The organism is Rhodopseudomonas boonkerdii, assembly GCF_021184025.1.
Classification (GTDB): Bacteria; Pseudomonadota; Alphaproteobacteria; order Rhizobiales; family Xanthobacteraceae; genus Tardiphaga; species Tardiphaga boonkerdii.
Map to the genome: position 1 here is coordinate 4,942,068 of NZ_CP036537.1, position 22,447 is coordinate 4,964,514.

At 62.6% G+C, this 22,447-nt stretch carries 20 protein-coding genes; 8 read left to right on the top strand and 12 right to left on the bottom strand.

Translation table 11 applies throughout. The features are described 5' to 3' along the window. Positions 1-102: 102 nt before the first annotated feature. Positions 103-1,260 (bottom strand): sensor histidine kinase, encoded by a 1,158-nt coding sequence (locus E0H22_RS22710; protein ID WP_233023219.1) that lies wholly within the window; start codon positions 1,258-1,260, stop codon positions 103-105. Positions 1,261-1,469: 209 nt separating this feature from the next. Between E0H22_RS22710 and E0H22_RS22715 the strand changes: the two genes are divergently transcribed. Continuing rightward, a complete protein-coding gene (locus E0H22_RS22715) occupies positions 1,470-3,758 on the top strand; it encodes a transglycosylase domain-containing protein (RefSeq protein ID WP_233026500.1) in 2,289 nt (762 codons plus the stop codon). A gap of 568 nt (positions 3,759-4,326) precedes the next feature. Here E0H22_RS22715 and E0H22_RS22720 read toward each other — a convergent pair. The 4 genes from E0H22_RS22720 to E0H22_RS22735 form a co-directional block, all read right to left on the bottom strand. After that, the gene (locus E0H22_RS22720) at positions 4,327-5,163 is read right to left on the bottom strand and encodes a M48 family metallopeptidase (RefSeq protein WP_233023220.1); all 837 of its coding nucleotides are present in this window, start codon (positions 5,161-5,163) and stop codon (positions 4,327-4,329) included. A 266-nt stretch (positions 5,164-5,429) separates the two neighbouring features. Next, on the bottom strand, positions 5,430-6,746 hold the full coding sequence (locus E0H22_RS22725; protein ID WP_233023221.1) for a polyhydroxyalkanoate depolymerase: 1,317 nt from the start codon (positions 6,744-6,746) through the stop codon (positions 5,430-5,432). Between the two features lie 406 nt (positions 6,747-7,152). After that, a complete protein-coding gene (locus E0H22_RS22730) occupies positions 7,153-7,971 on the bottom strand; it encodes an ABC transporter permease (protein ID WP_430715180.1) in 819 nt (272 codons plus the stop codon). Then, positions 7,968-8,762 carry an ABC transporter ATP-binding protein gene (locus E0H22_RS22735; RefSeq protein WP_233023222.1) on the bottom strand — a complete coding sequence of 265 codons (795 nt, stop codon included), beginning with the start codon at positions 8,760-8,762 and terminating at the stop codon, positions 7,968-7,970. Before E0H22_RS22735 ends, E0H22_RS22730 begins: the two co-directional genes overlap by 4 nt. Before the next feature lie 279 nt (positions 8,763-9,041). Here E0H22_RS22735 and E0H22_RS22740 point away from each other — a divergent pair, with 279 nt between their 5' ends. The 3 genes from E0H22_RS22740 to E0H22_RS22750 all read left to right on the top strand — a co-directional run bounded on the left by E0H22_RS22740 (position 9,042) and on the right by E0H22_RS22750 (position 12,285). Further along, positions 9,042-10,358 carry an ActS/PrrB/RegB family redox-sensitive histidine kinase gene (locus E0H22_RS22740; protein ID WP_233023223.1) on the top strand — a complete coding sequence of 439 codons (1,317 nt, stop codon included), beginning with the start codon at positions 9,042-9,044 and terminating at the stop codon, positions 10,356-10,358. An 18-nt stretch (positions 10,359-10,376) separates the two neighbouring features. Beyond that, positions 10,377-10,829, top strand: coding sequence for an acetyltransferase (locus E0H22_RS22745; protein ID WP_233023224.1), 453 nt, complete (start codon positions 10,377-10,379; stop codon positions 10,827-10,829). Positions 10,830-11,073: 244 nt separating this feature from the next. Beyond that, positions 11,074-12,285: an LON peptidase substrate-binding domain-containing protein gene (locus E0H22_RS22750; RefSeq protein WP_233023225.1), complete on the top strand. Its 1,212-nt coding sequence runs from the start codon at positions 11,074-11,076 to the stop codon at positions 12,283-12,285. A 9-nt stretch (positions 12,286-12,294) separates the two neighbouring features. Here the strand turns inward: E0H22_RS22750 and E0H22_RS22755 are convergent, their stop codons facing one another. Together E0H22_RS22755 and E0H22_RS22760 are read right to left on the bottom strand one after the other, a co-directional pair. Then, on the bottom strand, positions 12,295-13,533 hold the full coding sequence (locus tag E0H22_RS22755; RefSeq protein WP_233023226.1) for an MFS transporter: 1,239 nt from the start codon (positions 13,531-13,533) through the stop codon (positions 12,295-12,297). A gap of 116 nt (positions 13,534-13,649) precedes the next feature. Beyond that, the gene (locus E0H22_RS22760; RefSeq protein ID WP_233023227.1) at positions 13,650-14,330 is read right to left on the bottom strand and encodes a DUF938 domain-containing protein; all 681 of its coding nucleotides are present in this window, start codon (positions 14,328-14,330) and stop codon (positions 13,650-13,652) included. Between the two features lie 148 nt (positions 14,331-14,478). Between E0H22_RS22760 and E0H22_RS22765 the strand changes: the two genes are divergently transcribed. Then, a complete protein-coding gene (locus E0H22_RS22765; RefSeq protein ID WP_233023228.1) occupies positions 14,479-15,519 on the top strand; it encodes an MBL fold metallo-hydrolase in 1,041 nt (346 codons plus the stop codon). Between the two features lie 141 nt (positions 15,520-15,660). Here E0H22_RS22765 and E0H22_RS22770 read toward each other — a convergent pair whose 3' ends face one another. Beyond that, positions 15,661-16,719 carry a HoxN/HupN/NixA family nickel/cobalt transporter gene (locus E0H22_RS22770; RefSeq protein ID WP_233023229.1) on the bottom strand — a complete coding sequence of 353 codons (1,059 nt, stop codon included), beginning with the start codon at positions 16,717-16,719 and terminating at the stop codon, positions 15,661-15,663. A gap of 233 nt (positions 16,720-16,952) precedes the next feature. On the opposite strand from E0H22_RS22770, the gene E0H22_RS22775 reads away from it, so the two are divergent. After that, positions 16,953-17,213 (top strand): hypothetical protein, encoded by a 261-nt coding sequence (locus tag E0H22_RS22775; RefSeq protein ID WP_233023230.1) that lies wholly within the window; start codon positions 16,953-16,955, stop codon positions 17,211-17,213. 190 nt (positions 17,214-17,403) lie between these two features. Beyond that, entirely contained in the window at positions 17,404-17,568 is a 165-nt protein-coding gene (locus E0H22_RS22780) for a hypothetical protein (protein WP_233023231.1), read from the top strand. A 50-nt stretch (positions 17,569-17,618) separates the two neighbouring features. Here E0H22_RS22780 and E0H22_RS22785 read toward each other — a convergent pair whose 3' ends face one another. The 4 genes from E0H22_RS22785 to E0H22_RS22800 all read right to left on the bottom strand — a co-directional run bounded on the left by E0H22_RS22785 (position 17,619) and on the right by E0H22_RS22800 (position 21,596). Next, positions 17,619-18,545, bottom strand: coding sequence for a dihydrodipicolinate synthase family protein (locus E0H22_RS22785; RefSeq protein ID WP_233023232.1), 927 nt, complete (start codon positions 18,543-18,545; stop codon positions 17,619-17,621). 151 nt (positions 18,546-18,696) lie between these two features. Beyond that, entirely contained in the window at positions 18,697-19,680 is a 984-nt protein-coding gene (locus E0H22_RS22790; RefSeq protein WP_233023233.1) for a TRAP transporter substrate-binding protein, read from the bottom strand. 25 nt (positions 19,681-19,705) lie between these two features. Continuing rightward, positions 19,706-20,971, bottom strand: coding sequence for a TRAP transporter large permease (locus E0H22_RS22795; RefSeq protein ID WP_233023234.1), 1,266 nt, complete (start codon positions 20,969-20,971; stop codon positions 19,706-19,708). A 1-nt stretch (position 20,972) separates the two neighbouring features. Then, positions 20,973-21,596 carry a TRAP transporter small permease gene (locus E0H22_RS22800; protein WP_233023235.1) on the bottom strand — a complete coding sequence of 208 codons (624 nt, stop codon included), beginning with the start codon at positions 21,594-21,596 and terminating at the stop codon, positions 20,973-20,975. Between the two features lie 172 nt (positions 21,597-21,768). Between E0H22_RS22800 and E0H22_RS22805 the strand changes: the two genes are divergently transcribed. Beyond that, entirely contained in the window at positions 21,769-22,446 is a 678-nt protein-coding gene (locus E0H22_RS22805) for a GntR family transcriptional regulator (RefSeq protein WP_233023236.1), read from the top strand. The last annotated feature ends 1 nt before the right edge of the window (position 22,447 follow it).

Consider the following 22,447-nt stretch of genomic DNA (forward strand, 5'->3'; position numbering starts at 1 on the left):
ACCCTCCCCGTCGCTGCACGCCGGGGAGGGAGAAGATCCGCGCTTCACTCGTAATACATCGCAAATAGAAGCCGCCCGTTCCCCCCAGCCGCGCGGGAGAGATCAAGAGCCCTGCGCCACTTTCTCCATCGGCACGCGGAACATCGCGCGAAAACCGGATGCGTCGTAGCTCTTGCTGACATTGCCTGCACCGGCGATGCCAAGATCGATCAGACGCGTACCGAGCCCCTTGCGCGATGGCGTCGTCACTTCGGGACCGCCGGTCTCCCGCCAATCCAATACCAGCGTGCCGCCTTCCGTCGCCCAGGACACGGCAACGTGGCCGCGATTATTGCCGAGCGCACCATATTTCACTGCATTGGTCGCGAGCTCGTGCAGCAGCATAGAGAATGACAGCGCCGCCTTCGGATCGAGACGGATATCCGGACCATCGAGCCGAACACGCGATTTATCCGCATGAGCCGCCAGCACACCGGCGAGCACCTCGCGCAGGCCTGCCGATATCCAGCCCTGTTGCTGCAGGATGTTGTGCGCGCGGCTGAGCGCATCGAGACGGCGTTCGAAGGCGTCGACAGCATAGCGCTCCGTGACATTGCGGAGCGTCTGGTTTGCGATCGCCTGCACCAAAGCCATCGCATTGTTCATGCGTTGGCCAAGTTCGGCATTGATCGCTGCATCCGTTCGATCGCCCACCGCAGGCGGCGCGGGATCGTGATGCCGCGCCTGCGCATAGGCGCGGACGAGATCGCGGCGCAGTTCAAGTTGCGTCATCACCTGCCGCGCCAGCGCTTCCAGCGCGATGAGCTGATCGGATAGCAAGCCGCCCGGCCGCGGCACGGTGTCGATGACGCAGACGGTACCGATGGCGACGCCTTCGGCTGCAATCAGCGGGGCCCCCGCATAGAACCGTAGATACGGCTCGCCGGTGACATGCGGATTGTCCTTCGTTCGCGGATCGCGAGTCAGGTCGGGAATATTGAGCGTCTCCGGCATCGCAAGCGCATGGGCGCAGACCGACTGCTCGATGGAGGTTTCGCAGATCTCGAGGCCGGACACCGCCTTGAACCACTGCCGCTCGGCATCCACGAGGGAGATCAGCGCCACCGGCGCGTCGCAGATCTGGCGAGCCAGCATGACGATGTCATCGAATTCGGGCTCGGGCCCGGTATCGAGCATGCCGTAGCTGCGCAGCACCGACAGGCGCTGCGGGTCAGTGACCGCCGCCGGAATTTTGCCGGTACTCGCCTGATCGACACTCAACCTCGGCTCGTCCTTCCCACGGCGGAGTGCTCCCGCGCTGCCCCTCACTTCAGCGAATTCCGCACGCCAGTTCAATCGGTTCCTGCGCGGGCGTCCGCGCCTTCGACGACGCACGAGATGGAACCGCGTTTCCGATACGTTAATCTTCGCTTTACGGCACTTTAAACCGGCCCCGATACGCTCGCTGCAACGGAGCTTGGTGTTTGCGTATGGCGTGGGGCAAGAAAAAGGGCGGCGGACGCAAGGAGCCGACATTCGGGCTTGGCGCAGCGCTCTCCGATCTGCGGCTTTCGGCCGCCGATCGCGTGCCGGGCGGCGAGGAAGAACGACCAAAAAAAGCGCCGAAGCGCGAGCCGGCGGAGAAGCCGCGCAAGGGCCGCACCTCCAGCAAGGCGCGCAGCAAGAGCCGCGGCGGATTTACACGCGGGTTGAAGCGCATGGCCTATTGGGGCGCCGTGCTCGGCCTGTGGGCGGCGATCGCCATTGGCGGCGTCATCGTCTATGTCGGCGCGCATCTGCCGCCTATTCAATCTCTGGAAATCCCGAAGCGTCCGCCGACCATCCAGATCGTCGGCATGGACGGCACGGTGCTCACCACCCGCGGCGAACAGGCGGGCGACAATGTCGCGCTGAAGGATCTGCCGCCCTACCTGCCGAAGGCCTTCATCGCCATCGAGGACCGCCGCTTCTATTCGCATTGGGGGGTCGATCCCATCGGCATCGCCCGCGCCGCCGCAGCCAACCTGATGCATCGCGGCGTGTCGCAAGGCGGCTCGACGCTGACCCAGCAACTCGCCAAGAACCTGTTCCTCACGCAAGAACGCACCATGCAGCGCAAGCTGCAGGAAGCGGAGCTCGCCTTCTGGCTGGAACGCAAGCACAGCAAGAACCAGATCCTCGAACTCTATCTGAATCGCGTCTATTTCGGCTCCGGCGCCTACGGTGTCGAAGCCGCCGCGCAAAAATACTTCGGCAAGAGCGCGAAGAACGTCACCATCGCCGAAGCGGCCATGCTCGCCGGCCTGGTGAAATCGCCCTCCCGCCTCGCGCCGAACCGCAATCCTGAAGGCGCCGAGGCCCGCGCCAAGGTGGTGCTGGCCGCGATGCAGGATGCCGAATTCATCACCGCGGCACAGGCCAAGAGTTCAACGGGCACGCCGCAGTACAATGTGAAGCCGGTCGGCGCCGGCACGGTGAACTATGTCGCCGACTGGATCGGCGAAGTGCTGGACGATCTCGTTGGCCAGATCGACGAGAGCATCGTGGTGGAAACCACGATCGATCCCAAGCTGCAAAGTTTTGCCGAGGGCGCCATCATCGACGAACTGGCCGCCAAGAGCGTGAAGTTCAACGTCACGCAAGGCGCGCTGGTGGCGATGACGCCGCAAGGCGCCGTGCGCGCCATGGTCGGCGGCCGTAATTACGCCGAAAGCCAGTTCAACCGCGCGGTCACCGCCAAGCGCCAGCCCGGCTCGTCATTCAAGCCCTTCGTCTATCTCACCGCCATCGAAAGCGGCATGACGCCGGAGACGATCCGCCAGGACGCGCCCATCGACATCAAAGGCTGGAAACCCGAGAACTACACCCACGAGTATTTCGGCGCGGTCACGCTGACCCAGGCGTTGTCGATGTCGCTGAACACCGTCGCCGTGCGCCTCGGTCTTGAGGTCGGCCCGGCCAGCGTGGTACGCACAGCGCATCGCATGGGCATTTCCTCGAAGCTGGAGGCGAACGCCTCCATCGCGCTCGGCACTTCGGAAGTGTCGATGATGGAGCTGGTCGGCGCCTATGCGCCCTTTGCCAATGGCGGCTATGCGGCGGCACCCTACGTGGTGACGCGTATCCGCACGGTCGAAGGCAAGAAGACGCTCTATACCCGCCGGAGCGAGGCCCCGAGCGCCGTGATCGACGCCCGCGCCGTCGCCGCCATGAACACGATGATGCAGCAGACCATCCTTTCCGGCAGCGCGAAGAAGGCGGAGCTACCCGGCTGGTTCGCTGCCGGCAAAACCGGCACCAGCCAGGATTTCCGCGACGCCTGGTTCATCGGCTACACTTCGCAGCTGGTCACCGGTGTCTGGCTCGGCAATGACGACAATTCGCCGACCAGGAAAGCCACCGGCGGTGGCCTGCCCGTCGATATCTGGTCGCGCTTCATGAAGGTCGCCCATCAGGGGCTCACGCCCGAGCCGGTGCCGGGTCTCGCGCCGTCGAGCGCGTTCAGCACCAATCCGATCGGCCAGGCGCTGTCGAACCTGCTGCCGGGATCGAGCGCACCCCAGCAACTGCCGCCACCGCAGCAGCGCGAACTCCCCCCCGAGCGCGGCTATGTGCCGAGTGCGCCTGTCTATAACGGCTATCGCCAGCAGCCGAACGACGCTCCGCCGACGCAGGCCGCCTATCCGGCTCCGCGGCCGCAGCCGCGCCAGCAGAACGTCCGCCCGGAAGCGGCGAGCGGGCTGGATGGCTGGCTGTCGGAGCGGTTGTTCGGCCGGTAGGCCTGCAGCATCGCTTCTCCGGCACTCTGCCCTCACCTCAAGGCAATCGCATATTCCGTTTGAGCCCATGAGGACAGGACTCGGCCTGCATGGTTCGAGACGCCCGCGTCGCGGGCTCCTCACCATGAGGGTCTTCTATAGCAACATACTCTGCCCTCATCCTGAGAGTCTGACTGGAAATGCAGTCAGTAGTTTGGCGCTACTGGTCGCCCATATGGAGCGCAACAGACTCTGTCCCTCATGGTGAGGAGGCGCGCAGCGCCGTCTCGAACCATGAGCTGGCTGGGCGCGGCGCTCTTCGGCCATCCCTTGCGAATGGCTACGCCATTCGCTGGGAGACGCCGCTACGCGGCTCCTCAGGATGAGGGGAGGAGAAGCGTGATACTGAGTTGAACGGGCATTGTCCGAGCAAAAGCAGTCGAAAATCACCTCGACCACTTTATGAGTAAGACCTGAGGAGCGCGCTCTTTGCGCGCGTCTCGAAGGATGGATGCGATCACCGGCACCTGGCGATCTCATGGTTCGAGACGCGCGCAAGGGCGCGCTCGTCACCATGAGGGACGGAGAGCTACTCGCTCACCCCGAACCGATGCAGGTCATTTCCATGCGTATCGAGCCACTTCTTCGCGCGCTCGGTTGCCGGACAGATCCTCCCGACCAGCCGCCAGAACTTCGGCGAGTGGTTCATCTCCACCAGATGCGCCACTTCATGCGCGGCGAGATAGTCCAGCACATAGGTCGGCGCGAGGATCAACCGCCACGAGAAGGACAGCGAGCCTTCAGCGGTGCAGGACCCCCAGCGGCTCGACTGGTCGCGAATCTGGATGCGCTTCACCTTCACGCCGAGCTGCGCGGCATATTTGGCCGACGCCTTGGCAAGATCGGCCTTGGCCTCGCGCTTGAGGAAATCGTGGACACGTCGATCGATGTGCTCGATATCGCCGGCGACACAGATGATCTTCTCACCGCTGTCGCGGACCTCGGTCCACACGGTTCCGCGTCCTGCACGATGAACGATCTTATGATCGACGCCGCGCAGCGGAACCACCGTGCCATGCTGAAAGGGCGCAGCCTTCGGCAAACGACCGAGACGCGCCGCGATCCATGCGCCATGGCGCTGCGCGAAGTCTTTCGCATCGATCAACGTGCCACGCGGCGGCATCGTCAGAATGGCTTCGCGATCGCTTGGATGAATCCTGAGTGTATATCTCGTCGCGCGACGATGACGGCGCAGCCGAATGGCGAAGATTTGCGAGCCGTGCTTGACCGCAATGGTGTCTGGTTCCGTAGGACGGCGATAAAGTAGTGCGCGAAAGGCCATGTCAGGAGTTCCGGTCGTCAGAAGATCGACCGGAGTCTGCCATAACCGCCGCCATGAGAACGGCTCGGCGCAAAAACAAATCATTTGCCCAAGATAAAGGGTCTCGCGCTGATTTGTCCCCTACGGAATGTAGCTCGGAACACGAATCTTGATTCAAAAATACGGTCAAGAACCGAGTTTAGAATTGAATCGCGCACCACCCTTTCGGGATAGGTGAAAAATCCGGTTTACCGTCAATTTTTCAAGGGTTTAACCGATTTATTTCTGTCATCTCGCAAGTCGTGAGCGCGCGATTCAAGACGATCGACACGCATCGCCGCGCGATCCCACGCGACGATGCGCAAACTCATTCACTCGGCAGCAGCGTTACGACGCGCATGTGCGGCGCTCGCTTGAAAATCGCAGATGCGCGGCACGATCTCGGACTTGAATCGCGATCCATTGAAGACGCCATAGTGTCCGACTCCGGGCTGCACATAATGCACGCGCCGTTCGTCAGGGATTGAACTGCACAGACCATGCGTCGCTTCGGTCTGGCCGAGACCGGAGATATCGTCCTTCTCACCTTCGACGGTCATCAATGCGACGTTGACGATCTTCGAGGGATCGACGGGCTTGCCGCGGTGAGTCATCTCGCCTTTCGGCAGGGCGTGCTTGATGAACACGGTGTCGACGGTCTGCAGATAATACTCGGCCGTCAGATCCATCACCGCGAGATATTCGTCGTAGAACTCGCGATGTTTGTCGACGAGATCGCCGTCGCCCTTCACCAGATTCTCGAACAGCTTCTTGTGCGCGTCCATATGACGGTCGAGATTCATGCTGATGAAGCCGTTCAGCTGCAGGAAGCCCGGATAGACGTCGCGCATCACGCCGGGATGCGGGAACGGCACCTTGGTGATGACATTGTTGCGGAACCAGTCGATACCCTTCTCGGCCGCGAGATCGTTCACCGCGGTCGGATTCTTGCGGGTGTCGATAGGGCCGCCCATCAGCGTCATCGACAGCGGCACATAGGGATCGTTCTCCGCTTCCATCACCGAAACGGCGGCGAGCACGGGCACGGCAGGCTGGCACACCGCCAGCACATGCACATTGCCGCCGAGCACGTGGAACATCTCGATGAGGTAGTCGATGTAGTCTTCCAGATCGAAGCGGCCGGCTGCGAGCGGCACCTGGCGCGCATCGGACCAGTCGGTGATGTAGACCTCATGGGTCGGCAGGAAGGCTTCCACGGTGCCGCGCAGCAGCGTCGCATAGTGACCGGACATCGGTGCCACGATGAACACGCGCGGCTGCGGCGTGCGGAGGGGGCGGGGGTGCTTGCGGTCGAAATAGAGTAAACGGCAAAACGGTTTTTCCCACACCGAGCGGATCTCGATGGGCGTGCGGACGCCGTTCACCTCGGTGTCCTTGAGGCCCCATTCCGGCTTGCCATAGCGGCGCGTGGTGCGCTCGAACAATTCGCAGCCGGCGGTGATCTGCCTGGCGAGATCGGTCTGCCCGAACGGATTGAGCGGATTCTGCAGCATCATCCGCGTGGCATCGCTCATCGCGCGTGCCGGACCGAGCGACGCATAGGCCATCTCATACATCCAGTACATCGGCGCGGTGAGCCCGGGGCTCGTTTCCGACGCTGGCGGCCGGCCAAATTCACCTATCGGCATCTGTCCTCACATCCGTTCCGCGATGTTTTCGCACTGCAGTATAGTGGAGACTGACTTCAAATGCGTCAATGTGTCTGTCCTTCGGGCAGGACGGGAACAAGGTAAAATCAGCTCTTTTCCTATGAGCAAATGGTTGAATTCTCCGCCCCGCATGGTGAGGAGGCGCGGAAGCGCCGTCTCGAACCATGAGCTGGCCTGGCTCCCGCGCATTCCGCCATCCTTCGAGACGCCGCTGCGCGGCTCCTCAGGATGAGGGCGGAGTCATAGAAGAAGAACCCTCATGGTGAGGAGCGGCCACTTGGCCGCGTCTCGAACCATGAGATGGCCTGGCTCCGAAAGCGCGACCATCCTTCGAGACGCGTGCGCGCTCCTCAGGATGAGGGACGGAGTGGGTGGCAACGTCGCCTCACTCCCCGCCGGAAATCAGCGATCCCGCGCGCTTGGCGCTGTTCAGTAGCATGAGAAATGCCGCGAATGACGCCGCGAACAGCACTGCATTGATGGCCAGCGCGCCCAGCATCAGATCGGTGCGAAACACCTGATCGAACAGCAGCGCCCGCATGCCCTCGAACACATAGGTCGGCGGCAGGCTCCACGCGACCGGCTGCAGCCACACCGGCAACACCGCCACCGGGTAATAGACGCAGACCAGCGGCATCAGGCCGAACATGACCGTCCAGACGATGCTCTCCGCGCCCAGTCCATTGCGCAGCACGAGGCCCGACACAAAGATGCCGAGCGACCAGCTCGTGAAGATCAGGTTGCAGAAAAAGGCGATCATCGGCAGGCCGAACGACAGCAGATTGAAATTGAAGAACATTGCCGCAAGGATGACCATCGGGATGATGCCAATCGCCAGGCGAACGAGGCTCATGAGCATCAGCGCGATCAGGAATTCGATCGGCTTCAGCGGACTCATCATGAGATTGCCGAGGTTCCGCGCCCACATCTCCTCCAGAAACGAGATGGAGAAGCCGAGCTGACCGCGAAACAGGATGTCCCACAGGATAACGGCGCCGATCAGCGTGCCGCCCGCCTGCGCGAAGAAGCCGGCATTCTGCGAGATGTAGTTCTGCAGGAAGCCCCAGGTGACGATCTGCAGCGCCGGCCAGTAGATCAGCTCCAGCATCCGCGGCCAGGAGGAGCGCAAAAGATACCAGTAGCGCAGCACCATCGCATTGATGCGATGCAGGGCGAGGCCGCGCGTGTGCATGACGCCACTCATTGCGCCGCCTCCCGGTTACGCCCGCGCGCGACGTCGAGAAACACGTCCTCCAGCGTGGTGCGGTTATAGCGCTGCAGGATGCCGTCGGGGCTGTCGTCGTCCTCGATGCGTCCCTTCTTCATGATGATCACGCGGTCGCACAGCCGCTCGACTTCCAGCATGTTGTGCGAGGCGAGCAGGATCGTCGCGTTGTGACTGCGGCGATAGGTTTCCAGACGCTGGCGGATCCAGTCCGCCGTATCGGGATCGAGCGAGGCGGTGGGCTCGTCGAGCAGCAGCAGTTCCGGTTCGTTGATCAGCGCCTTCGCCAGCGCCACGCGCGTCTTCTGGCCCGCGGAGAGCTTGCCGCTGGCACGGTCGAGAAAATCCGTGAGGTCGAGGTCTGCGGCGAGCTGCGCGATGCGCTCGCGCAGGTTCCGCACCGCGTAGAGCTTGCCGAAGACCGTGAGGTTCTGCCGCACGGTCAGCCGCATCGGCATATCGACATAGGGGCTTTCGAAATTCATCCGCCCGAGCACATCGGCGCTCTCGTCCGGCATGGCATGGCCGAGCACCGCTACCTTGCCGGAGGTCGGCAGCACCAGGCCCATGATCATGGCGATGGTCGTGGTCTTGCCGGCGCCATTGCCGCCGAGCAAGCCAGTGATGCTGCCGCGCGCGATGGAGAACGAGATGTCGTCCACGGCGCGGGTAGTCTTGTAGACCTTGACCAGATGCGCAACCTCGATCGCGGCCGGAGCGTCCGGACGGCGCAGCGCGGAGTGGCTTAGCGGGATGTCATCGGCGGTCATTGCACGCGTTGTGTGCGGCATCATGGCGCCGAACGCAAGGCGAAGCGGTCCGCAGCCATCCTTCGAGACGCGGCCGAAGACGGCCGCTCCTCAGGATGAGGCAGAGTTTTGGGCACCATAGAAGACCCTCATGGTGAGGAGCCCGCGAAGCGGGCGTCTCGAACCATGCAGGCCCAACACTATCCTCATGCATATGCGGTAGCGTTCCGGTGGAGAGCGGCGACTTTGCCGCATCGCCCAAGGTTTGTCGTCTCCCTACCAACCCTTTAAAACCCTGATATGACCGACATTTCCGTTTCAGACTTCCGCCACCCGCGCCGCTATGTGCGTCTCGACACGATCCTGCGCCTGCGCTGGCTGGCCGCGCTCGGGCAGCTCGCCGCCATTTTCGTGGTGGTGCAGGGCCTCGAATATGACATGGCGATCATCCCCTGCGTGACGATCATCGGCCTGTCGGCGGCGCTGAACCTGGTGCTGCAGACGCTGTTCAACCCGGTGCATCGCCTGGAGGCCATCAGCGCGGCAGGATTGCTGGCGCTGAACATCATCGAGCTCGCCGGCCTGCTCTATTGTACCGGCGGCCTGCAGAACCCGTTCTCGTTCCTGTTCCTTGCGCCCGTGCTGATCTCGGCGACGGCGCTGCCGACCAACTACACGATTGCGCTGGGCGTCCTTGCCGCCACCTGCACCACGGTGCTCGCCTTCTTCCATTTGCCGCTGCCCTGGGACCCCGCCGATCCGCTGGTGTTGCCGCAGATCTATCTGCTCGGCGTCTGGTTCTCGATCATGACCGCCATCGGCGTCACCAGCCTCTATGCCTTTCAGGTCACCGAAGAAGCGCGCAAACTGTCCGACGCCCTCGCCGCCACCGAACTGGTGCTGACGCGCGAGCAGCATCTGACCCAGATCGACGGCCTCGCCGCTGCCGCCGCGCACGAGCTGGGAACCCCGCTCGCCACCATCTTCCTGATCTCGCGCGAACTGGTGAAGAACGTCGATAAAAATCCGGAACTCGCCGCCGACCTGCGCACCATGAGCGAACAGGCGCAGCGCTGCCGCGAGATCCTGTCCAAGATCACCCAGCTGAATTCCAGCGGTGCGCCGTTCGACCGCATGCGCATCTCGCAACTGATCGAGGAATCCGTCTCGCCGCATCGTGACTTCGGCGTCGCCATCAAGGTGCGGATCGCCGTCTCCAGCGCACCCGAGCCGGTCGGCATGCGCAATCCCGCGATCCTTTATGGCGTCGGCAACATCCTCGAGAATGCGGTCGACTTCGCCCGCGAGCGGGTCGAGGTGAATGCCTGGTGGAATGCCGACGCCATCGTGCTGTCGATCTCCGATGACGGCCCCGGCATTCCGCCCGATCTCCTGAAGCGCATCGGCGAGCCCTATCTCTCGCGCCGCCGCAACACCGAAGACGGTCCCCGCCGCGGCCTCGGCCTCGGCGTCTTCATCGCCCGCACCCTGCTCGAGCGCACCGGCGCCAAGGTGACCTTCAGCAACCGCACCTTCCCCGACCACGGCGCCGTGGTGCAGATCGCCTGGCCGCGCGATGCGTTCGAAACCGCGGGGCAGCTGGCGGAAGTGGATTAGTGAAGGAAGACGGCGATCATGACAACAATCCGACTTTCCCGCCCGGGTGAGGGCGACCGCGCCATCGAAATCTGGCGAGGCGCCGTTGACGCGACGCACGATTTTCTCACGCCCGAAGATCGCCTCGCCATCGACGAAATGGTGTGCGGCTTCCTTCCTCAAGTTCCGCTCTGGCTCGCCGTGGATTCGAACGATAATCCGTTGGCCTTCATGATGCTCAACGATCGACATATGGAGGCGCTGTTCGTCGATCCAGCTCATCGCGGGGCCGGCATCGGTGCAGCGCTCGTGCGCCACGGGCTCACGCTTCATCCCAATATGACGACCGATGTTAACGAGCAGAATGACCAGGCTCTTGGCTTCTATGAACGCATGGGATTCAGGCGGACGGGCCGTTCGCCAATCGACGGACAGGGCAAGCCCTATCCGCTGGTTCACCTGGAATATTCTAATCGATTGGCGAGCTGCTAAGTCGATCGATCCGGACGCAGCGCAGTGTTGTCGCATTCGCGACCCCCGCGCCGGCTGCTGATTTGACAATTGACAGCATACGGCGTTTGCGCGAACCTTCGTGCAGGTGGATACGACCTGCCGGTTGCGCCCTTTCGGGACGGTGAATGTATCAGCCCTTTCGGCATCTCCCTTTGCCCGAGCGACCGGGTCAGCAATGCAACCGCCTGACACGCCTGGTTCGCTCACGCAAAGGACGACGCACATGCGCGATTTTCGCGATGCCAAGGCTATGGCGCAGACACTGCGCGACTCTCTGACCTCCAAAGCGATCGATATCAGCCACAGCGAAAGCCTGGAGCTGGTCTCGAAAATGCTGGGTGTTGCCGACTGGAATACATTGTCGGCGATGCTGCAGGCGGACCACCGTCTGCCCGGCGCGACCGTCAAACCGCGAACCGCCACCGCAAGCTATCCGGCGATACCGCTGCGGGACTTCGTTCCGTTTCCCGCAACCGTCTTTCCGTTGATCGCCGGCCGTCCGAAGACCATGCGGGCCTTGCAGGATGCCTATGATCGCCAGCGCGAGGTTACTCTGGCCGTTCAGAAAGACGCCACTCTCGACGAACCCGGCTTCGACGATATCCACCATGTCGGCATCCTGGCGCAACTGCTCGACGTCCAGCATTTCGAGGACGGAACGTTGAAGGTTCTGGTACAGGGCCGACGCCGCGTCACGATCGCAAGCTTCGTTGGCGAAACCGGCGTTTATCAGGCCGAGGTCTCCGAACTCGGCAACGAGCCGCAACCCGAGGCGCCGGATCTCATCCGGGACACCGTCGCGCGTTTCACCAACTACGCCGCTGCTCATGACATCAATCTGCCGCCGATCTGGCCACCACTCGAAAAATCCGCCGATCCCGGACGGGTCGCGGACATCATCGCGTCTCACATCATTTTGCCGACCAACGACAAGCAGGACTTGCTCGCGACATTCGATCCGGTGACGCGGTTGAAGCGTATCGCCGCCGCCATGGGTGCGCCGCTGCTGCCACGGTCCCCCGCGCTGGATGCCACATGGCGCCGCGCGCTGGACCATGCCAATGCCCGCCATCATCGTTATGCGACACTGGAGCATCTTCTGCTCGCACTCGTCGACGATCCCGACGCCTCGGCGCTATTGCATGCCTGCAAGGCCGATCCGGTCGCGATCAGAACCAGCCTGCTCGGCTATGTCGACAACGAGCTGACGAATCTGGCGATCGACGCCGGCGGGCACGCCCGGCCAACGGAGGCATTCGCGCGCGTGGCCCGGCACGCCGTTCTGCTGGCCAAGGAGTTCGGCTGGCGAGAGGTTTCGGGCGGCGACATGCTGCTCGCCATTTTCTCCGAGAACCTCAGCCCGGCGGCGCGCCTGCTCGACAAGCAGGGCGTCACCAGACAGAACGTTCTCGACGTCATGCAGCAACGTGCGTGATCGGCGAGTTCAAATCGCCGGATCGGGAAACGCCGCGGCCTGTTTGAGCGCGCGGCGTTTCGCAAAGCCGGCGATCGCCAGCACCGCGAGGCCCAGCACCACCGGCGGAAAGACGACGGCATTGACGGCGTTCCAGCCGTAATTCGCCAGGAGCTGCCCGGACGAGAACGAGCCCACCGCCATCAGGCCGAAGACGAGAAAATCGTTGAAGGCCTGCACCTTGTTGCGCTCCTGCGGCCGGTGCGTTTCGAGCACCAGCGCGGAGGCGCCGACGAAGCCGAAATTCCAGCCGACGCCGAGCACGACAAGCGCGACCCAGAAATGCATCGCGGACACACCGGACATGCCGATGATCGCCGCCAGCGCTTCGAGCAGGAGCCCCACAGCCACCACCTTCGGCGCACCGAAGCGCGTGATCAGCGCGCCGGTGAAGAAGCTCGGGCCGTACATGGCAACGACGTGCCACTGAATGCCGAAGTTGGAATCGCTGAGGCTGAGGCCGCAGATCTTCATGGCGAGCGGCGCCGAGGTCATCACCAGATTCATCATCGCATAGGACACCACGCCGCAGATCGCGGCGGCGACGAAACGCGGCTGCCTGATGATCTCCGGCAGCGGCCGGCCGCCATGCATGTCCGCCGGCGCCGGCTTCGGCGCATTCACCGTGGACAGCAGCACCATCGCGATCAGCGCCACCACTGCCTGCGCGAGGAAGCTGAACGAGAACAGATAGGGCGACCAGATATCCATGGTCCATTGCACGAGCTGCGGCCCCAGCACGCCGGCGAACACGCCGCCGGCCATCACCCACGACACCGCCTTCGGCCGATAGGCCGGGCTCGCGCCATCCGCCGCAGCGAAACGATAGGACTGCGCCACTGCACCGTAAAAACCGCCGAAGAAGGTCGCGCAGCAGAACAGCGCAAACGACGACTGCAGGATCGCGATGGCACCGAGCAAGCCGCAGAGCATCCCTGCTCCGCTGCCGATGATGAAAGCCACACGGCGCCCATAGCGCCGCGAGATCATGCCGACAGGCAAGGTCGCTGCCGCAAGACCCACCACATAGACCGACAGCGGCACCGTCGCGAGAGCGACATTCGGCGCCAGCGTCGCACCGACAATCGCACCGGTGGCGAAAATCACCGCCGAATTGGCGCCGCCCAACGCCTGCGCCGCAGCGAGCCGCCACACCGTGGCGCGCGCGTGCGCATCGTCGAAAGTCTCGGGAGTCGTCGTCTCGCTCATTTGGGAAATCCGCCCGGATGAAGCCCGGTTCGATCCGGGCCGTTATTCGCGGCGACTATGGAGAGCCACCTGCGACAGATCAACACACGCCAGCGCGGCCGGCCCATGCAGCCGCGCTATTCGGCTGCACGCGCGAAGACCAGAATGAAATTGTTCGCCGGCATCTCGACGATCTCGCTCAGCCTGAGGCCGACACCATGAGCGACCGTCTCCAGCTCTTCCACATCGCGCACCCCCCATGCGGGATTGCCGTTGCGCAGGCTGGTATCGAAAGCCGCGTTGCTCAGCGCCGTATGTTTGCCGCCGCGCTTGAACGGTCCGTAGAGGAAGAGCTTGCCATCCGGCCGAAGGTAACGCGCCGCGCCCGAGATCAGCCCCTCCGCCACCGGCCATGGCGCGATGTGAACGACATTGGCGCAGAATACCGCGCGCAGCGCACCCGGGCCGTTGCCATTCGTCAATTCCGGGCACCAGCCGGGATCGGTCAGATCGATCCGCAATGGCGGACGCACATTGGGGCGCTGCACGTAATTGCGCCATGCCTCGATACTGCGCAGATGCGCCTCGTTGAGATCGCTCGGCCACCAGGTGATGCCGGGAGAATGCCCGGCAAAGTGCATGACGTGCTGGCCGGTGCCGCTGCCGACCTCCACAACATCGCCGTCGTGATGCTGCAAGAATGCCGCAAGAACTTTCCAGATCGCGGCGTGGTTTCGATGAAAAGCCGCGGCATCCAGGCGGCCATCGGGCGCGATTCTCCCGCCATCCTTGCCGAACTCGACCACATATTCCGCCATGCGCATCTCCGTCCCGCAGCATTAGGTCGCCAGGCGTCTGGAAGCAATTCTGCAGCAGAAAACATTCGCCGAAAAAGCGTTTGATAGGGTAATATTCTGACTGTTGTCGATTACATGGAATATTCGACCACAGACTACGGTGAACGGCATGATCTTCCGGCAGCTCTTCGACAGCGTTTCGGGCACCTACAGCTATCTCCTCGCCAGCCGGCCCGGCGGCGAAGCGTTGATCCTCGATCCCGTGCTGGACAAGGTCGATCGCTACTGCCAATTGCTGCGCGAACTCGACCTGCGCCTGGTGAAAGCCGTCGATACGCACCTTCATGCCGATCACGTCACCGGCCTCGCCGAGCTGCGCGAGCGCACCCAATGCGTCACGGTGATGGGCGACCAGAGCAAGGCGGATGTCGTCGCCATGCGCGTCAGCGACGGCGACAAGGTAATGATCGAGGGTGTCAGCCTGGACGTGATGTACACGCCGGGCCACACCGACGACTCCTACAGCTTCATGATGAAGGATCGTGTTTTCACCGGCGATACGCTGCTGATCCGCGGCACCGGCCGCACGGACTTTCAGAACGGCAGCGCACGGGCGCAATACGACTCGCTGTTCAATCGCCTGCTGAAACTGCCGGACGAGACCATGGTGTTTCCGGCGCATGATTACAAAGGCGACACGGTGTCCACCATCGGCGAGGAAAAGCGCTTCAATCCGCGGCTGCAGGTCAACTCCGTCGACGAATATATCGAACTGATGAGCAAGCTCAATCTGCCGAACCCGAAGCTGATGGACGTGGTCATCCCCGCCAATATGAAAGTGGGTCTCAAGCCGGACGAGCTGCTGCAACAGGGGCTTGCGCTATCGCCGCGGGACGCGATCGCGCATCTTGACGATCCCGAGATGCTGCTGGTCGATCTGCGCGAAAGCGGCGAGCGGGCGAAGTTCGGAACGCTGCCCGGCGCGCTGCATGCGCCCTATCCGACGATTTCGGACAACCTCAAGCCCGGCGGCATGCTGCGCGAGGTGGCCAACGCCAGCAGACGCCGGCTCGTTTTTTTCTGCGCCTATGGCGAGCGCTCGGCGATGGCGGTGCATGCGGCGCAGGACGCCGGCATTCAGAACGCCGCACATCTCGATGGTGGCATCGATGCGTGGAAGAAGGCCGGCGGGCCGGTGCTGGCGGCGTAGCAGCCCCATGACTTGTCCCGGGCGCGATGCAACGCGCAGCGTTGCCTCGCAGAACCGGGACCGTACCGAACTCCGAGCTTGTGGCGGTCCCGGCTCTGCGAAGGGGCACTTCGCGCCGCATCGCGTCCGGGACACAATTCATCACGACGCCTTGCCGACCTGCACCTCGATGTCGTCATAACCCTTGATGCGATAAATCAGCATCGAGACCAGCCAGCTGACGATAAAGATGGCGACGATGAGATAGCCCATCGCGCCGAGATTTTCGTTCAGCACCTCGATGGCTTCCCAGAAGCTGCCGGAGAGATCGAGCTTGCGCCCGATCAGGCCGAGCGCCTCGATGCTGCCGATCACCAGCGCGACGATCACCGACACCGCCGTGATCATCATGTTGTAATAGAGCTTGCGGATCGGTTTCACGAAGGCCCAGCCATAAGCGCGCACCATCAGGATCGAATCCGTCGCGTCCACCAACGACATGCCCGCCGTGAACAGCGCCGGGAAAACGAGGATCGACCACATCGACATGCCCTCGGCACTCTGCGAGGCGGAAATGCCGAGGATGGCGATCTCCGTCGCGGTATCGAAGCCGAGGCCGAACAGAATACCGAGCGGATACATGTGCCAGCTCTTGGTGATGACACCGAACAGCCGGCGCAGCGCGCGGCCGATGATGCCGCGCTGGGCCAGCACGGCATTGAGATCCTCCTCGATGAAGCGCTCGCCGCGTTTCACAGCGCGAAAGACACGGTAGACAGCAACGAGGATGAAGAGATTGGCGATGCCGACGATCAGCAGGAAAAAGGCCGAAACGCCGGTACCGATCAACCCGCCCACTTCCTTGAAATTGTCGAACCGCTCCTGCAGCGCCGATACCGCCAGCGCGACGAAAATCGAAGCCACGATCACCACGGTGGAATGGCCGAGCGAGAAGAACATGCCGACCGAGATCGGTCGTTTGCCCGCCTGCATCAGTTTTCGAGTGATGTTGTCGATGGCCGCGATGTGATCGGCATCGAAGGCATGGCGCAGGCCGAACGTATAGGCCAGAACCGCGGTTCCCAGCAGCACCGGCTGGTCGCGGAACGCGACCAGCGCCCAGATCCAGGCCAGCACATTGGCCGGAACGAGAATGGCGTAAATGGCGATGACGCGTCCGCGCAGATTGTCGGCGCCATCGTTGAAAAGCGTGAGCAGCATGGGAGAAAAACGGTCCGATTGACGCACGGATTGTCTCAGAGCAGCCGCATCGACGCAACTGCGGCGATGTCGCTTCGGATTCCGCGTCGTGCCTCAGAAATGGCCGATCGACGTGATCCGCTGTTGGCTGAATGGACACGGGCATTTATATAATCGCGCAACGATCGCGCAACGCGTGCCCTGTGCCGTAGCGCTGACACCCAAACCCGCAGATCCAAAACGAAGCCGAGTTGATGTCCGCAGACGATAACAAATCCACCAAGGCCGAGCGTGACGCCGCCCAGCAGGCCGTGCTCGACAATATGGCACGCCTGAAGGCGCTGCGCCTGGCGCGCGAAGCCGCGATGCCGCAGACGGCGCCGAAGAAGAAGACCGCCGCGAAATCCAGCCGGACCGCGTCGGGCGGCAAGACCCAGGCCGGCAAGCCGACCGAGAAGTCGCCAGCACTGTCGGCCTGGCTGGCGGAGCAGCGCAAGGGCGGTTTCCGGACATAATACCTGTAGGATGGGTCAAGCGCAGGCGCACCGCGCTGGAGCGAAACCCGTCATTCTGTCGTTACAGCAAGGCTCCGCTGATGGGTTTCGCTCCGCTCCGCCCATCCTACGCACCCTGCGCATCTCGATTGCCCGATTGCGGTGAAATCTGCTTCAATCACTCGCATGACGTGAGTGCGGGGAGCGCGCGATGACACCACGAACCGGCCGCGGCGAGCCGAAGACCGAATCCGACAAGCCGGCTCCGCCAAAAACGCCCGTCGATGACGACGATGAGGACGGCGACATCGCCACGCCGAAACGCGATCGCGATGACGAAGCGGAGATGTTCGAGCGACGTGACAACGACACATAAAAACGGCGCGCCAGTGACGCGCCGTTTTGCGTGAAGACAGCCTGGTTCGCTCAGGCCGCCTTGAGGCCGACATCCGGGAGGATCGGGCGTGTGCGCAGCGCCTTTGCCATGATGGCTTCGACGTCCGCCTTCTCATGCGGCAGCAATGCAAGACGCGGCGGACGGGTCAGCGCGGTGCCGCGGCCCATGATGTTCTCGCAGAGCTTGATGCACTGGACGAGATCCGGCCGCGCATCGAGATGCAGCAGCGGCATGAACCACTCATAGATCTTCATCGCCTCGGCATAGCGCCCGGCCTTGGCAAGGCGGAACAGCGTTTCGCCTTCGCGCGGAAACGCATTGGACATGCCGGATACCCAACCGACCGCGCCCATGGCGACGCTTTCGACGATCACGTCGTCGAGGCCGGCGAACAGCACGAAGCGATCGCCCACCATGTTGCGGGTGTCGATGAAGCGGCGGGTGTCGCCGGAGGAATCCTTGAAACATACCACCGTCTCGACATCCGCCAGCGTGGCGAGAATGTCCGGCGTGACGTCGTTCTTGTAGATCGGCGGGTTGTTGTAGAGCATGACCGGCAGATCGGTCGCCGTCGCCACCGAGCGGAAATGCGCAGCGGTCTCGAACGGTTTCGACGAATAGACCAGCGCCGGCATCACCATGATGCCATCGATGCCGACCCGCGCGGCTTCCTTCGCGGTTTCCACGGCGAAGGCCGTGGTGAATTCTGCAATGCCGCACAGCACCGGCACGCGCCCTTTTGCAACCGACTTGGCCGCTTCCATGATCGCGATCTTTTCCTTGCGCTCGAGCGAGGTGTTCTCGCCGACCGAGCCGCAGATGATCAGGCCGGACACGCCATCGCGGATCAGACCATCGATCACCTTGGCGGTGGAATCGATGTCGAGCGACAGATCGTCTTGAAACTGGGTGGTGACGGCCGGGAAGACGCCTTCCCAGGAGATGCGGGGACTCATGACAAAACTCCGTGTGATGCCGACGCGGGATGAGCGGCGGCTTGTGATGCTTGGTCGATCATTTGAAGTGGCGTGGTTTGATTACTTGTCCCGGGCGCCCTGCTGCGCAAAGAGCGCTGCACCGCGTCCGGGACAAGTATTCAAGCGAGAATCAGATCGTGGCGCCGACCTTGCGCAGTTCGGCAAGCACTGGCGCCTTCGGCAGCCAGAGCTTGTCGAATTCGGCGATGACGGCTTCGGTGTCCTTGGCCGCGACCTGGCGGACCGGAACCGACGTGCCCTTGAAATTCTCGATCAGCGCCGGCTCGCCGCCTGCGAGTTCGTCGATCTGCGCATCGAGCGTGGATTTCACCGCCTTGGTGATCAGCTCCTTGTCCGCGGCCGGCAGCGACTGCCAGACGCGACCCGAGACCACGGCGGCCATCGGCATGAAGACGGCGTTCATCTGCAGGATCGACTTCGACACCTTGTCGAAGCGCTGATTCCACGAGAATTCCAGATCGGCTTCGAGGCCATCGACCTGGCCATTCGACATGGCGTCGAACACCTGCGGCGTCGGGATCGGTGTCGGCGCGGCGCCGAGCGACGAATAGAAATCGCGATAGACCGGCGTCGGATTGATGCGCAGCTTCATCCCCTTGATATCGGCGAGCGTATTGAGATCGCGCACCGAGAACACCGCGCGCATGCCGGTGATGCCCCAGCCGAGACCGATGGTGCCGGTCTCCTGCGGCAGCACGTCGAACAGTTTCACCGCCACCGGATGGCGCACGAACTTCGCCACCGCCGGGGTGGAGCGCACGATATAGGGTGCGTTGATCGCGGCGATATGCGGTACGCGCGAACCGAGCTCGGCAGCCTGGATGAAGCCCATATCGAGCGCACCGGTCTGCAGCTGCTGCATCATCGCCGCTTCGTTGCCGAGCTGGCCGGAATGAAACACCGTCATGGTCAGACGGCCCTTGGTCTCTTCCTTCAGCCTGTCGGCCAGCTTCAGTGCGGCTTTGTTCCAGGAATGGCCGTTTGGCGTGATGAGGCCGAGGCGCATTTCCTTGGCCTGCGCCAGCGACAGCGACGGAGCAAATACAGATGCGGCGGCGGAGGCTGCGAGGAAGCGACGGCGTGAGATGGTCATGACGAATGCTCCTTGACGATATGAATTACTTGATGAGGGCGAGAGACAGCGACGGATAGAGCGAGAGCAGGATCAGAAGAATGCAGGAGATGAAGAAGAACGGCAGCGTCACCATGAACATCTTGCCCGGCTTGGCGCCGGTGACGGCGGCGGCGACGAAGAAACACAGCCCGACCGGCGGCGACAACAAGCCAAGCACCAGATTGATGACGACGACGACGCCGAACTGACGGGGATCGATGTGATAGATCTCGGTGGCGACCGGCAGAAGGATCGGCACCGTCATGATCAGGCCGGGCACGCCGTCGATCACCGTGCCGATGACCAGCAGGATGATGTTACACAGCAGCATGAAGCTGATCGGATCCTTCGCCACCGTCTGGATCCAGGCCGCGGTTTCCTGCGGCACCTTGCCGAAGATGAGCACCCACGAAAACACGGCAGCGGCGGCTACGAGAAACAGCACGATGGCCGAATAGATGCCCGAACGCAGCATCATCTGCGGCAACTGCGACCACTGGAATTCCTTCGTCCAGTACTTACCGATCACCGCGGACGCCACAGCGCCAACGGCAGCGGATTCGGTGGCGTTGGCGAGGCCGGAAAGGATCGAGCCGACGATGACGATCGGGATCAGCAGCGTCGGACAGGTGCGCAAAATAGTCATCACGCGCTGCTTCGGCGTCTGATATTCGGCGCGCGGATAGTTATGGATGTAGCCCATGATGGCGATGACAACGCAGAACATCACCGTCAGGATCACGCCGGGAATGATGCCGGCGATCAGCATGTCGCTGACGGACACTTGCGCGAGCACGCTGTAGACGACAAACATCACCGAGGGCGGGATGATCGGACCGAGCATGCCGCCATAGGCGGTGAGACCCGCAGCGAAGGTCTTGTCGTAGCCCTTCTTCTCCATCTCCGGCACCATGATCTGCGCCATGATGGCGACCTGCGCGGTGGCCGAGCCGAGAATGGAGGAGATGAACATGTTGGCGAGAACGTTGACGTAAGCGAGACCGCCGCGCAGCGAGCCGATGAAGGCCATCGCCATATCGACGATGCGCTGGGTGATGCCGCCGCCATTCATGATCTCGCCGATCAGGATGAACAGCGGAATGGCGATGAGGCCGTAGCTGTCGACGCCGCCGAACAGCTGCAGCGGATAGGATTGGAAAAGCACCGGATTGCCGGAGGCCATGATGTAGACGAAGCCGGCCAGGCACAGGCAGAGGCCGATCGGCACGCCGACCAGCATGATGATCATGAACGCCGCCGAAGTGATCATCTCAGTTCACCCCGTCAAGTTCGGACAGCGTGAAGCCTTTGGGCGCGACCTTGGGAACCATCCCGATATCCTCGAGCAGGTTGGCTGTCCCGTGGATGGTCATCGACACCGCGAAGATGGGCAGGATCAGATACAGCACCCAGGTCGGCCAGTTCAGCGTCTGGGTGCGCTCGGTGTAGAGGAAATTGAACGTCGCGCCGGCGAACTTTTTGGCGTCGAAGCCGGCACTGGCAATGCCGACCGGGTCCATCCACAGCACGCAGGTGACCAGCAGACCGACGGCGAACACGATCACCATGCCGGTGGCCACGAGCTTGAACAATTTCTGGGTGTTCGCCGACAGCCGCTCGGTCATCATGGTAACCGCGAAATCAAGCCGCAGCCGCGTCATCGCGGAGGCGCCGATGAATGTCAGCCACACCACCGAATAGACCGCGGATTCGTCGATCCAGTAGATCGGGAACTGGGCATAGCGGGTGACGACATTCACCAGAATCAGCGCCGTCAGAAGATACATCAGCCCCATGATGGCCAGCCGCTCGACGGCCAGCAGGCCGCGGGAGGCAGCCATCACCACATGGCTGAGCCCGACTTCTCGTGCCGATGACATCGTCTGATCACTCATGAATGCTCCCCCGCATGTCACAAAAGTGAGGTGATTTCTCAGATCGTATAATTTATACATTTTACGAGTCAAACGATTGTCTGCACAAATTCCCGGCTTGAAGCGTTTTTGTGCAGCAGCGAAGAGATTGATGGGTCGGCGGGGGCGCCGGGCAAAAAGGCTAGATATATCAATGAGCGCACCGCTAAAGCACCGCACGCTCTCGGCCATGATCACGGATCAACTCCGGCAGGCGATCCTTGACGGCACCTATCCGGCCGGCTCGCAGCTCCGCCAGGACGCGCTTGGTGAGACCTATGGCGTAAGCCGGATTCCGGTTCGTGAAGCGCTGTTTCAGCTGGAGGCCGAGGGGCTGGTACGGATCGTGCCGCAGAAGGGCGCCATCGTCTCCGAACTATCGCTCGACGAGATCAATGACGTATTCGACCTGCGCGTGCTGCTGGAGCCGCGGATGCTGGCGCAGTCTGCGCCGCATTTCCGCGCGGATGATTTTGCCGTGCTGGACGGCATCCAGAAGCGGTTCGAAGCCACGATCGCCGCCGGCAATCGCAGCGAATGGGGGCAGATCAATGCCGAATTTCACATGGCGATGTATGTGAATGCGCGGCAGCCACGCACCCAAAGCATCGTGATGGCGCTGTTGCAGACCAGCGATCGCTATACACGGATGCAGCTTTCCACGGTCGCCGCCATGGGCATCGCGGAGCGGGAGCATGCAGAACTGATCGCCCTGTGCCGTGACGGGAAAATCGAGGAAGCCTGTGGCTTCCTCGAGCAGCATATCGAGGCCGTGCGCAGCGATCTGCTGCGTGTGGTCGGCCGCACCATCGAGAAAAACGGCGCGGCCTGAA